The following is a 12,959-nucleotide window of genomic DNA, read 5'->3' as shown; positions in this document are numbered from 1 at the left end:
TTGCGGCCACGATGATTTCTTCGGTGTCGAGACCCTCATTAATTATGTATCGCGGCATATTTCCCCCAATGTAAGTGCAGTTAGCACAGTAACATTATTCAGGTGTTACAGCCTTGCTGTCCGCCAACGTACCGCAGCTGAGTCATGACTTCGGTCGCAGCGTATTTTTCAGGGGCGAGGCTGCCCGCATCGAACTTGGGCAAGGGCTTGATGCGGGCAGCCTGAGCCCTGCGCTAAGGCAGCTCATGAAGTGGTCGCGGCTTTGCAGCTAGTTTCGTAATTCATCAGCAATTTATATGGTTTGTTTATGACTGAATGGGGGGAGCACTGTGGGAAAAGCTGTCATTCCTGCTGCGGGCTTGGGAACCCGCTTCCTGCCTGCGACTAAGGCTATGCCCAAAGGGATGCTGCCGGTCATTGATACACCGGCAATCCAGTATGTGGTCGCGGAAGCGGTCAACGCTGGTCTCACCGATGTCCTTATGATTACAGGACGGAGCCAGAGAGCGTATGGAAGACCACTTCGACCGCGCACCCGATCTCGAGCAGACACTGGAGGCAAAGGGGGTACATAGCGCGTTGGGCGCGTCCAGTACGCCTCGGAACTCGGACCTATTCACTATGTCCGCAGGGGGAGCCCAAAGGCTTGGGGCATGCAATGTCTGCGGCCTCCAGCAGGTAGGCGACCAGCCTTTCGCGGCCCTTTTGGGGGATGGCCTCTTTGATGAGCGAGATGAGCTGCTGACGACACTGATGGACGTTCAAGCTAAACCAGGTGGTTCCGTGGTAGCCGTCTTTGGGTTTGAGCCTACCCGAATGAGTGCTTATGGCTGTGCTGGCATATCGGCAATCCACGGCGAGGGCTTTGTTCGCGTCAACAGCTTGGTTGAAAAGCCGAGGGTTGAGGACGCGCCGTCTAACTTGGCCGTGGCGGAGAAATCCAGCTGACCGGCGCGCTGCAAACGCTGGCTGCCGCCGAGGGCGAGGGGATTGGCGTCTACGGTGTGGTCTCCCGCAGTCGGCGCTATGACACTGGTGACAAGCTCAGTTACCTCAAGGCCGTTATCACCTTGGCCTCCGAACGGGCCGAATTCGGCGGAGATCTGGCGAGCTGGAGAAGGGTCTCATCGCCTAGAAACGGCGATGCCCCGGAAGCATTTCCTGTGCCCGTAAAGGCCTATACTTCTGCCAACTTCACTCGTCCGGTCCGAGCAAACAAGCGTGCACAGACGATCCCAGTGACAGCACCACAGGTATTTGTGACTATGTCCCCGAGACTTGAAAAGCGAGCAGAGATAAATAGCAGCTGCCCGAACTCCAAGCAGAGCGAGGCCAGCAATCCGATAGTCGCTAGTTGCCACCATGGCTTGGTGGGAAGGGCCGTAGCAGCCAAAATGCCGAGTGGAATGAACATTGCCACGTTGGCTGAAGCCTCAACAAACCAATAGTCAAACCAGTCCGGTACACCGAGCCCGTGGAGATACTTTAGGACTGTTGTAAGCGTGCCCAGAATTGGTTTGTCCACCGGTGTGGGCCAGAAACCGACTAACGCCAGTCCTGCCAAATACACCATCAGGGCTATTCGCCAAGGGAGTGGGTTTTTCAAGCGCGCCCTCAAGAAGTTCGAATAAGAGCCCAAGCACTGATGCTAATGGCCGTTACAGCTAGTAGCCCTAGCAGGGCGTAACGCGGGAATTCCTGAGGCAACTGGCGTCTTCGCACCCTGGGGACGCGCAGATCGATATGCCACCGTCGCCTTCTCCAATGTCGCCCCATGGTTCCTATGGATACCACAGCCGTCTTCCGTAGGGAAAGGAAACCAAAAAATGAGGGTGGTTTGCCGACAAGAATCTTGTTGGCAAACCACCCTCATGCGGTTCAGGCCTGTTAGGCAGAAACCTCGGTGCCCTTTGCACGACGGCGAGCTACCACGACGGATGCCGTGCCAGCTGCCAGTGCGCCTGCGCCCACGAGGGACCACAAGATGAGGCTGGAGTCAGCACCGGTGTTGGCCAGCGGCACACCGCCGGTGTTTGCTAGTCCGGTACCCGTGCCGGCGTTGCCGCCGGTGTTGGAGAGTGCCGCGCCGCCAACGACTACCGTTACGGGTCCGACGGTTACGCCGGAGGAGTTGCCGGTGGCGGTGAGGGCGTATGTACCCGGCTCATTGATAACGATCGAAGTAGCGAAGGCGCCGTTTCCATCAGCGACGGCGCCCACTGTGGACGGTGCCAGCGGAATACGTGCAGAAACGGAAAGGCTACCAGCAGAAACGCTTCCGCCGCTGGCGGCAGGCGTTCCCGTCGGAGTTACCGTGATGGTGATTCCTTCACCCGGAGTGAAGCCAGTGCCACTGAAGACAAAAGCTTCGCCCGGTGCTACAGCAGCATCCGAAACGGCGACGCTGGTGTTCGGTGCCGGGTAGTTGGCGTTGTTGGCGACGGCTGGTACTGCGCCGACAAGTGCAATGGAACCTGCAAGCGTAAGTGCTGCAAGAGATTTCCTCATGTGTGTCCCCCCTGAGACCTTTTGGTACGACGTGGTGTGTGGAGATTTCCGAGACCCTACGAGACCGTAAGAGAAATCTCATGTGCTGCCCAGATAGAACTTACCATTCAATGGTTGCAAGCCGCAAAGAAAATCCAGAGCCGTTACAAAGGATTAACGTGTACGTCTTTCCCTATTCACAGGACGCCGGCTGTGCCGCCAGGATCACATCGTTGACGTGCTGAGTTGTGGGCGTGACGGACAATTCAGGAGCCGCATGCTGAACAATGTGACCAAAATTGAACTCTAGCCACGCACTTTCTCCGGGTGCTAGCCGTATGGTGGAGGTCCCGACGGCCCGTTGGCTGTGGCGTTGAGCTGCAAACGGGATCTTTTCTCCGTCCTTTACAACAGTGTCAATATTGGACTGCACAGGTCCATATGCCACAACATTCGTCTGAACTGTGCCCGGCGGTACCCCAAATGCGCCGTTTCCCGTGACGTATGCCGGCAGCGATGAAGCGGCGTCTAATGGTGCCGTGTTGGTGCTTGTGACTCTCACAGCAACTTCTCTGTAGCCATCTCGGGTGCAGTCCTTCACGACTCGGACGGATCGCTTCACCCAGTAGTCCATTTTGGCGCCAGTTCCGTCGTTGAAGTAAACGCCGAACTGCGCTGGGGAGATAGCGGTTCCAGAGACCATCCCGCCTAGGGGATACCGTCCAATAGTGGCGCGTTCGTCGGTAGAGTCAGACCATAGGAGGATGCGATGCTCCTTGACCCCTTTTGATAACCCTTCCAGGAGCTTTTTGGAGTCAACCTTTCCCGAAGATAGCGCTCCGAAGATCTCCTTGGCTGCTCCTGCGAAGTAGAGGTCCTGGAGGTCGGGGGAGTCGATTGCTGCATAGGCGTCAGACAGCAGAGTTTTCACCACATTCTCGCTAGTCAGCGTTGCGGGGAGGCCAGCGCCGATTACCCGTATCTCCGGGGATGTGATTTGAATCGGCCCGGTGGCCTCAAGCAGGAAACCGAGGGCAACAGGATCAAGGGACAGAACGCCATCTAGACGTTCGCCGGTCTTCTTTTCCCACATCTGCTGCGCGGTGCTTGCGGTTGTCGGGAAGTCTGGGGTCAGGTTAACGTCCTGCATGAATTTCCCGACGCGTTTTGAGAATATGGCCTGCTGCTCAGCGTCGATGGGCACAGGAGGATCAAAGGTGCCCATTGCTCCTGCGCTGGTTTGAGACTCCAGGGCCAGCTTGCCTTTGTCCAAGCTCAGCACAGCGAGTGCTCCTGGTATGCCGCCCGTCGCCCGGGACTCAGAGTTGTTCTGCACCATCAGAAGATATCGCCGGGTTTCGTTGGCGCCCAGCATCGCCGGCGCCAACCTGGTTACATCGGCCGCTGATTCGAGGTCGTCACTAAGCGATGCCAGTTCATCTCGCGCCTGAATGAGCGGATCCGAGATCTGAGGCAAGAGTTCTTTTGTATTTATCTCGTTCAAGCGCTGCGATGACTCGCGTATGGCGTGCGTCGCTGCCTGAACTTGCGGTGCCGCTGCCCTAACCGGTTCGAGGTCAATGCCGGTTGGCGTGGGTGCAAGTGCAGTCCAATTGAGAGACTTGTAAGCCTTGACTAGAGGTATTGCACCGAGGCGCGCCACGTCATCGGCGGAAATAGCCACCTCACTTGCGGCTTGAAGATTGGGTCCCAACCACGGCAATGCTGCCGCAGCCTTCCAAAGGGGGTCATTGGCAGCGTCTCGAGCAGAAGCTGTGTGTCGTACCAGCGAATCGACCGTGAGCGCTGCAGCATCAGCATCGTTAGCTGAAATTTGCGACTTGAGAGCAGGGAGCAGAGCTGTAGATTGTTGCAACTCTGACTTGATGGTGGCTGCTCGACCACCAATCCATGCTGCGGCACCCGCAAGTGCGATGACGGTCACTGCCGTCCAAATTCCAGCGAGAATAATGCGACGTCTGATTCTTCGTGCCGACGAAACGGATTTCGTGCCGGGTTTGGGGGACATTCCGCCGCAACCTCTTTTTCGCTATGAGTAATGCTTCGAGTTAGTAAGCGCCCGTGCTGGTAAAGACAGCTCTGGCAGTTCGCAATATGATCACGAGGTCGCCGGCCAGCGACCAGTTTTCGACGTAGTAGAGATCCAGTCGAACTGAGTCTTGCCAAGATAGGTTTGAGCGTCCGCTGACCTGCCATAGTCCTGTTAACCCGGGTTTGACCAGCAAGCGGCGGCGAACATCGTGCTCGTACGCCTCTACTTCACTTGGCAGCGGAGGCCTGGGGCCCACGAGACTCATGGATCCGCCCACGATATTAAACAGCTGGGGAAGCTCGTCGAGACTGTACTTTCGCAAGACACCGCCGACCCGAGTAATTCGTGGATCATTCTTGATTTTGAAAAGCAGGCCTTCACCTTCATTCTGATCCTGCAGCTGAGATAGACGGGCTTCTGCATCAACCACCATAGAACGGAACTTAAGCATTTGAAAATGCTTGCCTTCCATCCCCACGCGGTCTTGCTTGAAAAGAATAGGACCCTTGCTATCGATTCTTACCAGAGCAGCAATTATCAGCATCAGAGGGGAAGATAGGACGATTATCAGGCCTGCAACGATGACATCGAACAAGCGTTTCGCTACTCTTTGGCCACCTTCAAGTGTGGGCGTCGTTACGTGAATCAATGGGAGACCCGCGACTTGCTGAGTGTGGATCCGGGGGCCAGCGATATCTGTAAGAGCCGGAGCCATTATCAGGCCCACGTTGCGCGCCGCCAATTCCCACCCAAGGTGTCGGATGGTCTGCGGGTGGAGACGAACCCCGGCTGAAACAGCAACGGCATCCGCTTGGCATTCGTCTATGGCCCTAAGCACGGCCTTGGTGTCTGTTCCGTTTCCCAATATAGGTAAGCGGGAGTCTGCTTCGACAGATGCCAGTGTCTGTTCTCCTGGAGTGAAGGCTGCGACCGGGAGGTAGCCCGCGTGCTTCGCACCGTGTAGGGACGCAGCGAGGTGCGCAACCGCGCCGGGACCGCCTAGAAGCAGGAGCCTTGACATGCTATGGCCTTTTTGGCGGGCCAGACTCAAGTGTTGCCTAAGGAGCCAGCGTGCAAGTAGCAGACCGATAAGGCCAACCGGAAGTGCAACACCGACGTATCCTCGCGCAGTTTCAAACCTGAAGACGTAAGAAAAAATTGCGATGAGTCCGAAAAGCCATAGCGAGGCAGCGGCAACTCGTTTGTATTCGTCAGGGCCCGCGCCGAGGATTCGGCTTTGTCGACTGTTCCAAGCGCCCAGCATGACCCACCAGGAAACTGCTAACGCAACAGAAAGCCAGAAATAGTTGGGCTCTTGACCAGTAAGAAGAAAATCGGGCTCAAGGCCAAAGCGGATGACATACGCCCCTGCCACGGCCCAGACGATGACAAATGCGTCAACAAACTTGAGAAGCCGCGATGTCCGCGGCCGCCAACCAGCTCCGGTCCCCAATTTTCGTCCCTATGCCCTGTGCTTGTAGTCGCTTGGGAAGCCCCCGCCGATAGAATACAGGCGTCGTGACTGCCCATTGCAATTCTGCGACAGCCTGTGTCGCGTTCTTGGTCAGAAAGCTCGCCGCACCGACGCAGGAGTGACTGCTCGCCGACGGTACCAGCACGTTCTAGATGTCCACTCAAGCTGCTTGCGTCACATGACAAAGGCGGGTTCGGCGTAATCGTATGATTGAACTTGATTGTCGGGCCCTCGACGGCCTATGTCTGGCTCACCGGATTCAGTTCTCGTGAAGGAAGCCATTTGAAAGTGGGGAAAATGGAGCAAGAAACTGGATTGTCCGGCCGGCGTTCGGTCGCAATCATCGGCACACGTGGTTACCCGAGCTACTACGGTGGGTTTGAGACAGCTGTCCGAAGGATAGCGCCGCATTTGGCTGCGAATGGGTGGGATGTCACCGTCTACGGGCGGCCGGGAGCCACCAAATCAGAGGACCCAACGAGAGACTTACGTGTCAAGACCGTGGAAACGCATGGACTGGAAACGTCGTCCTTCAGCACGCTGTCATTTGGCCTCACGTCCGTATTGCACGCACTGCGCTCTAAGCCGGACGTTGCCTTGGTCATGAACGTTGCCAATGGGTTCTGGCTACCGCTGCTGAAGCTCAGAGGCATTCCGACGGTTGTAAACGTCGACGGGATCGAGTGGGAACGCGCTAAATGGGGCCGTCTCGCAAAGTTTGTTTTCCGCTTGGGTGCCAAGATTACTGCCCTTAGCGCGACCGAACTCATAGCTGATGCGCGTGCCATCTCTACGCGCTGGGAACAAGATTTCCGACGGAACTCCCGGTTCGTGCCTTACGGTGGAGACGTCCCGGACGACTTGCCCGTTGAAGAGGGGCTGACCCATAGGGGCTACATACTGGCCGTCGCTCGCTTCGTACCGGAGAATACGATCGCCGAGTTCTTTGAGGCGGCCGAGCAGTTAGCCCAGAAGTATCCCGTTGTAATCGTCGGATCATCCGGATACGGCGGTGATCTAGATGCGCGAGCAGCCAAATTGTCCGCCGATCATGACCGTGTTCATTGGTTGGGGCATCTCAGTGACGACCGCAGGCTGCACTCGCTGTGGCAGCACGCGGGTGTCTATTTCCACGGGCACAGTGTAGGCGGAACCAATCCAGCCCTCGTCCAGGCAATGGCTTGCGGCGCCCCAACTGTTGCTAGGGACACTGTCTATAACCGAGAGGTATTGGCTGCTACAGGGACCTTCGTGTCGCCTAGTGCGAACGAAATCGTCACTGAGTTGGATGCAGCGATGCAACGCGCGCAGTCTGTCAACGTCACCGATATCGTCGAAAGAGCAAAGTCTTCATACTCCTGGGCAGGTGTATGCGAAGGCTACGAGCAGGCTCTCATGGCGCAGTTGGGGTCAGCACAGACTGATCTTGCACGGGAAGTAAGTACACGCATTAACCGATAAACCGCTGGCTGCGGATTAAATACCAAAGTCCTACGGGTGTGACAGTCGGGTAAGGTCCTGGAGGGGCTCATGAAACAGCGCCACTATGGGCAATCGACCGAATCGATGCATCAATGTAAGTGTGCGGGTGCGTAGGGCCCTTCCTCTGAGCCGGTCAAATCTTATATGGGTTTGCTTCTAACCTACGAACAGCGTGGAGACACTATGAAATTGCTATTCGACGGCTACTGGCTGGTCAAAGGACCACCCTCCGGAAAAACTGTCGTTCGGGAGATAGTTCAAAGCTGGTGCCATGAGTTCCCTAACGATGAAATTCTCCTGCTAGTCCGTCAGTCGGATCGCTCAGCTGTGGAAGAGCTGGAGTTCGTGAGAAACTCCGATATACGTATGCTTGACACTCGCATACCTATTCACGGCTTAGCCGTTACGACCATGCGCCTTCCTAGCGATGTTGAAGCGGTCGTCACCCAGAATTTCACACCTTTAGTCCCACACCGTGCAACGAAGGCCACGTTCCTTCACGACGGAATATTCAAAGAGCATCCCACATGGTTCACTGCAAAAGAGCGTATCTATCTTGGTTTGGCAACGCTCTCCATTCGTGCCGCTAACTTGGTACTTACATCAACGGCAACTGAATCGAGAAGAATCCGGCGGTACTTCCCTGGTGCACGCAGGAAAACACGGGCGGTCGGCCTCGGCCTGCCGTCATGGGCAAATAGCCATGCAAAAGAAATGAATAAGACAAGCAGTCGTCGATCCAGGCCATATTTGCTTGCTGTGGGCAGGCTCAACATTAGGAAGAACCTACAGGCTCTAGTAGACGCATATGAGATTTCACCTGCGGTACATGCCGAATTTGACCTAGTCATTGTTGGTGAGCCGAATGGTAAGACTGATGTCACCGACCGGCAGTCTTCCTCGGTCTATTTTCTCAGCGGAATCGATGATGCCGAGCTGCGGGATCTATATCGTGGGGCAGCAGGCTTCGTTTTTCCGAGCTTGGATGAAGGATTTGGCTTGCCTCTCATAGAAGCGGCAAGCTTCGGTATCCCGATAGCTGCGAGTAATATTGAGGTCTTCAAAGAAATTGACCTCGCCAGTGTCTATTTCGACCCAAAAGATATTACGAGTATCTCCAGTGGATTGCATCAGCTGGTTACGATCGACCCTCATGTTGAAGTGGATGAGTATCAGCCTAGAATCGAACGTGCGCTCGGAAAGTATAATTGGGTCACCGTTGTTCGAAATATAAGAAGGACACTAGAAATGGAAGTGCAAGGCTGATGCGTCGCCTGCTCGATGTGATCTATCGGCGTCTCCGTGACAGTGACGGGCTGGATCCAGATCTTTCAACGCGGGATCTGGCGTCATTTTCCCTGGGTAAGGGAACGCAGGCATTGCGAGGCTTGATCAGGATGCGGGCAAAGGTTTTTCTTGGTACCCGCACGAAAATCCTAGGTCGGGGCGCCTTAGTTGTGGGCCGGGGGTGCAGCATCGGAGAAGGTGTCACTATCAATGCAATATCGCGCGGTGGTGTGACTCTTGGCGACCGGGTGACTATTGACCGAGATGCTTCACTGCTAGGTAGCGCCGTTATCCGCAGCCTGGGGGAAGGAATCTCCATTGGAAGCGGAAGTTCAGTCGGCGCATTCAATGTGATTCACGGTGGCGGAGGTGTCCGCATTGGCAGGGACGTGCTATTAGGACCCTTCGTAGCCATCTACTCGGAGAATCACCAGTACCACGATCCAGATACTCCAATTCGACTGCAAGGTCACATCCGAAGCTCGGTGGAAATTGGGCAGGATGTATGGATTGGGGCTCACGCCGTCGTCCTCGCAGGTGTATCTATCGGGGACGGTGCAGTAGTAGCAGCGGGAGCCGTCGTAACGAAAGATGTGCCCAAGGGCGCGATAGTCGGCGGGGTGCCCGCAAAAGTGATTGGAGTCCGATAAATGAACCATCAAGTTGGCCGCGGGTCATTTATCATCGTGACTTACAACAGTGAGAGCGTTATCGCGGGTTGTCTAGCGCCGCTTGTGGACCTCGCGTTGGCTGGTCATGAAGTGATAATTGTCGATAATAACTCCCACGACGAGACGCTGACCATATGTGCCAAGCTGATTCCCACTGCAAAAATTATCAGAAATCCAAATAATGATGGATTCGCTAAGGCCGTGAATATTGGTGTAGCCGCCAGCGCGGGTTCGACCATTGTCCTTCTAAACCCGGATGCTGTGGGCACTGCTGAGTCGTTCAATCAACTCTTGAAGTCCAGCGCGGAAAGCCCCAGAGCTGTAATCGCGCCGATGATCGTTCACCCTGAGCATAGGCTGAGTGTAGTCTCGGCAGGTCGGCAACCAAAACTTCGCCGCATGATTCTCCATTACTCTGGACTTGCTAGGTTGGCTGGTCCTCGTTTCCTAGAGGGACACTATCTTTATCCTCATCAAGCAAAATCAGACCGAAACGTCGAGTGGGCGACTGGCGCTTGTCTAGTCATTCCGAAGGATCTCTGGCTGGCTGTGGGTGGACTTACTGAGCGCTGGTTCATGTATGCCGAGGACATTGAGTTCTGTCACCGCGTTGTATCCGCAGGCTATACGGTCAGGCTATTACCCGGCATAGAGATTAGCCACGCTGCCGGCACGGGGACATCCGAACCTAAGTCGATGAAAGCGGATTGGATAGTTAATCTGTGGCATTTCTATAATGACGACTTGAGTCCTAGTAGAGCAGCCAGTTCTTTATGGAAGTTTGTTGTATCTGCCGGATTATTGTCACGTGCTGCATACTATGCACTTCGGGCAGTTACCCCTGGGGACAAGCTCGCGTGGTTGCATGAGTCACGTAGGTTCAGGGCGTTCAGTACTGCGATGCTTCGAGCGAAATGAGCGCTGGTAAGGTAGCGACCGGGACACTTGTGCTGGGTCTTCTCGGAATATTTGTTTCCCTTGTGCTTTTCATCTCCCTTCCTAGCGAAGCATCTGGTCCGATCTTTGTGTTGTTTGCTGTCGGAGTGCTCCTCTTAGCTACCTCCGGGCTTGTTGCCAGTTGGTGTATTGTGTTCGCCGGTGCGACGTTTAATGGACTTTCTATTGATTTAGGTTTCCTTTCGGTTCGTCCGGAGCATCTCACCTTGGTTGTCTTTGTGATCATGCTTTATCACATGCGAATGCGCCGTATTCCCGCAACCCTTAGAAAATCCAGATTACCTCTGATCTGCCTAGCTTTCGGTTTTATCTTCTGGTCTGCAATTATTTCTCTAGGCAGTCCCTCGCCGACTGCCAGTCTCTGGATAGTCTTTCAATATGCCCTCGGAATTGTGTGGCTTCTACCATTTGCATCGCTTGGCGGCGAAAAAGCCAAGTTAGTGAAGGCGGGTACATTTGTTTTCGCTGGTGTCACTTTGGTCAGTTTGATGGGTTATCTTGGACGCGTGTTAGGGCTAGGCGCGGAACTCGGAGTAAGTCAGCAGAGTGGGCGTTTGCAGGGTTTCTCTTTTGAGCCCAATATTTTTGCTAGCCAAGCTGTAGTGTGGCTCGGAGTGCTGTATGTCTGGCGTAGTTCGCTGCACCGGCTCGATCGACTTGCTGCGGCAGTAATTGTGGTAGGAGTTCTGTTTGCGGGTACCAGGTCAGCGTGGTTGGCTCTCGTCGCGATAATTGCACTCGCTGTATTGAACGTACTTAGACGGGGATCGACTCGTTCGGTTATTGTTGCTGGTGCAATTGGTGTCATCGGAGTTGCGGCTCCGTTTGTATTTTCGACACTTGCGTCAGCGGGGCTACTCGGTTCAGAGATTACGTATCGCTTAGACAACCTTTTGGAGTCCGATAGCGGTACTGGTGCTTACAGAATTGACAATTTTGAGCTTGCTTTTAGTGATCTGAGTACTTGGGATTCCTGGTGGACAGGTTTAGGTGCGAACTCGTTTTCGCAGTACCACACCATCGATTCAACAGGTACGGGTCCTGCCTATCTCGGTTCGTTGTGGATTACATTGGTCTATGACTCGGGTTTTATCGGTCTAGCCTTATTCTGCGGTCTGTTCATCTCTATATGGCGTCTCTCTGAGCGGCGTGCCGAGAGTTTGGCTATCTTTGTTGCTATAGCAATTTGTGCCGCATTCACGAACTTTCTTTGGTTTCAGTATGCATGGCTATCGCTCGCCATGGTTATCGGCCGCAGTAAAGAAGCCAAGAATTCAGAAATCAACAATAGACTTAGTTCAGTAGTAGTATCTGGAGGTCGACAGTAATGAAGGCACTTGTTCTTTGGGCGGATGAAGAGTCGCCAAACTTGGGTGTTAGGGTTCTCGCTAAAGGAATGGAAGTTCTCCTTGATCGTGCGTTTCCAGGGATAACCGTCCACAGTCTGGCGGATGCAGCAAATGATGAGGGGTTTGGGCTTTCTGGACGTCACCTCGCCAAGGAGTTGTTGGGCCGTAGTGGCCCAATCGCCAGTTTCATCAAGCGTTATGACGTCGTTGTGGATATTGGGGGAGGAGACAGCTTCAGCGATATCTACGGCTTGAAGCGTCTCGCACTAATGCAGCAGGTTCATAGACTGTGCCGCCGGGTCGGCGTTCCCCTGATTATCGGACCTCAGACGATCGGACCATTTGACTCGGCGCCTGCGAAGTGGATGGGACGATCCATGCTTCGGTCCAGTGTCATGTCGGTAGCGCGCGATTCCAAAAGCGCCGAGTACTCGAACGTCATTGGCGCACCCGTAACTGTAACGGCGACGGATGTTGTCTTTGCACTTGATCGACCTGCGAAACAAGTTCCAACCGGGGTGGTAGTGAACGTCTCGGGGCTATTGTGGGATTCGAGTAACCACGGAGACCCATCCGCGTACCAGAAGTCCGTTCGTACTCTGGTTGATCAACTTATGCGTGATGGGCGTGATGTGTCTTTCTTGGCACATGTGCTCGACAGTCCATCCGCGGACAATGATTGCCGGATATTTCCCCAACTGGAAGAGCTCTACGGCTCCGATGCGAAGTATGTCGTGCCAAGGGATCTAACCCATGTCCGGGAGGTACTGGCTTCCGCTGAAGCAGTAATTGGCTCAAGAATGCATGCGTGCTTGAATGGCCTTTCCGTTGGAACTCCAGCCGTTGCTTGGGCGTACTCGAGGAAGTTCGCTCCGCTCCTTGACGATCTCGGTTGGAATCAGGTCGTGGACCTGGCTACAGCGGACGACCCTGCCTCAATGACGCTCGGGTATCTGGGCGCGAAGGATATGAGACGGCAGATTGCTGAACTTAATAGCAGAGCCGAGGACAAACTTGGAACAGTCGTAAATACCTTGAAGATGGGGTGGGCTTAGGTGCCTAGGTCGAAGTTAGAGCGAGCGGTCTCTGGAGTTAGCAACAGTGGCCGTTGCAGCGGCTGCGGCGCGTGTGCGTTACTCTCTTCATCGATCTCCATCAGATTAACAGAGGAGGGCTTCCTCAGGCCGGATGTGACTGCG

11 protein-coding genes and 1 pseudogene are annotated in these 12,959 nt (G+C 54.8%); 7 read left to right on the top strand and 5 right to left on the bottom strand.

Annotated features, from left to right (window positions below):
* Positions 1-311: 311 nt before the first annotated feature.
* Positions 312-1,121 (top strand): annotated as a pseudogene (locus KCX59_RS17000) (UTP--glucose-1-phosphate uridylyltransferase); the annotation flags it as partial.
* 56 nt (positions 1,122-1,177) lie between these two features.
* On the opposite strand, the gene KCX59_RS16995 reads toward KCX59_RS17000, so the two are convergent.
* The 4 genes from KCX59_RS16995 to KCX59_RS16980 form a co-directional block, all read right to left on the bottom strand.
* A complete protein-coding gene (locus tag KCX59_RS16995) occupies positions 1,178-1,573 on the bottom strand; it encodes a VanZ family protein (protein ID WP_179019871.1) in 396 nt (131 codons plus the stop codon).
* Between the two features lie 314 nt (positions 1,574-1,887).
* Positions 1,888-2,508: an LPXTG cell wall anchor domain-containing protein gene (locus KCX59_RS16990; protein WP_179019467.1), complete on the bottom strand. Its 621-nt coding sequence runs from the start codon at positions 2,506-2,508 to the stop codon at positions 1,888-1,890.
* A gap of 172 nt (positions 2,509-2,680) precedes the next feature.
* The gene (locus KCX59_RS16985; RefSeq protein WP_370629247.1) at positions 2,681-4,432 is read right to left on the bottom strand and encodes a DUF4012 domain-containing protein; all 1,752 of its coding nucleotides are present in this window, start codon (positions 4,430-4,432) and stop codon (positions 2,681-2,683) included.
* A gap of 124 nt (positions 4,433-4,556) precedes the next feature.
* On the bottom strand, positions 4,557-5,915 hold the full coding sequence (locus tag KCX59_RS16980; protein WP_434122498.1) for a sugar transferase: 1,359 nt from the start codon (positions 5,913-5,915) through the stop codon (positions 4,557-4,559).
* 396 nt (positions 5,916-6,311) lie between these two features.
* Between KCX59_RS16980 and KCX59_RS16975 the strand changes: the two genes are divergently transcribed.
* Both KCX59_RS16975 and KCX59_RS16970 read left to right on the top strand, forming a co-directional pair.
* Positions 6,312-7,475 carry a glycosyltransferase gene (locus tag KCX59_RS16975; RefSeq protein WP_179019473.1) on the top strand — a complete coding sequence of 388 codons (1,164 nt, stop codon included), beginning with the start codon at positions 6,312-6,314 and terminating at the stop codon, positions 7,473-7,475.
* Between the two features lie 204 nt (positions 7,476-7,679).
* Positions 7,680-8,762, top strand: a complete 1,083-nt coding sequence (locus KCX59_RS16970) for a glycosyltransferase family 4 protein (RefSeq protein ID WP_179019475.1) — start codon at positions 7,680-7,682, stop codon at positions 8,760-8,762.
* Positions 8,763-9,178: 416 nt separating this feature from the next.
* Here the strand turns inward: KCX59_RS16970 and KCX59_RS16965 are convergent, their stop codons facing one another.
* Positions 9,179-9,304 (bottom strand): hypothetical protein, encoded by a 126-nt coding sequence (locus tag KCX59_RS16965; protein WP_256871724.1) that lies wholly within the window; start codon positions 9,302-9,304, stop codon positions 9,179-9,181.
* Between KCX59_RS16965 and KCX59_RS16960 the strand changes: the two genes are divergently transcribed.
* The 4 genes from KCX59_RS16960 to KCX59_RS16945 are packed head-to-tail and all read left to right on the top strand — an operon-like array spanning position 9,269 to position 12,815.
* Positions 9,269-9,433: a DapH/DapD/GlmU-related protein gene (locus KCX59_RS16960; protein WP_370629256.1), complete on the top strand. Its 165-nt coding sequence runs from the start codon at positions 9,269-9,271 to the stop codon at positions 9,431-9,433. The two genes, KCX59_RS16965 and KCX59_RS16960, sit on opposite strands and share 36 nt — an antisense overlap.
* Complete coding sequence (locus KCX59_RS16955) at positions 9,434-10,372, top strand: glycosyltransferase family 2 protein (protein ID WP_179019477.1); 939 nt, start codon at positions 9,434-9,436, stop codon at positions 10,370-10,372.
* Positions 10,369-11,739, top strand: coding sequence for an O-antigen ligase family protein (locus KCX59_RS16950; protein WP_179019479.1), 1,371 nt, complete (start codon positions 10,369-10,371; stop codon positions 11,737-11,739). The genes KCX59_RS16955 and KCX59_RS16950 overlap by 4 nt, the downstream gene beginning before the upstream one ends.
* Positions 11,739-12,815, top strand: coding sequence for a polysaccharide pyruvyl transferase family protein (locus tag KCX59_RS16945; RefSeq protein ID WP_179019481.1), 1,077 nt, complete (start codon positions 11,739-11,741; stop codon positions 12,813-12,815). Before KCX59_RS16950 ends, KCX59_RS16945 begins: the two co-directional genes overlap by 1 nt.
* Positions 12,816-12,959 lie beyond the last annotated feature (144 nt).

It is taken from the genome of Paenarthrobacter nitroguajacolicus, from assembly GCF_051027655.1.
Taxonomy (GTDB): domain Bacteria; phylum Actinomycetota; class Actinomycetes; order Actinomycetales; family Micrococcaceae; genus Arthrobacter; species Arthrobacter nitroguajacolicus.
The sequence above is the reverse complement of the archived record's forward strand: the minus strand, read 5'-3'. Positions and strand labels throughout refer to the sequence as shown.

Excerpts from the sequence above, each read along its gene's own strand:
- KCX59_RS16970 (WP_179019475.1), top strand. The coding sequence starts at position 7,680 with ATGAAATTGCTATTCGACGGCTACTGGCTGGTCAAAGGACCACCCTCC.
- KCX59_RS16955 (WP_179019477.1), top strand. The coding sequence starts at position 9,434 with ATGAACCATCAAGTTGGCCGCGGGTCATTTATCATCGTGACTTACAAC.
- KCX59_RS16945 (WP_179019481.1), top strand. The coding sequence starts at position 11,739 with ATGAAGGCACTTGTTCTTTGGGCGGATGAAGAGTCGCCAAACTTGGGT.
- KCX59_RS16975 (WP_179019473.1), top strand. The coding sequence starts at position 6,312 with ATGGAGCAAGAAACTGGATTGTCCGGCCGGCGTTCGGTCGCAATCATC.
- KCX59_RS16950 (WP_179019479.1), top strand. The coding sequence starts at position 10,369 with ATGAGCGCTGGTAAGGTAGCGACCGGGACACTTGTGCTGGGTCTTCTC.
- KCX59_RS16995 (WP_179019871.1), bottom strand. The coding sequence starts at position 1,573 with ATGGTGTATTTGGCAGGACTGGCGTTAGTCGGTTTCTGGCCCACACCG.
- KCX59_RS16990 (WP_179019467.1), bottom strand. The coding sequence starts at position 2,508 with ATGAGGAAATCTCTTGCAGCACTTACGCTTGCAGGTTCCATTGCACTT.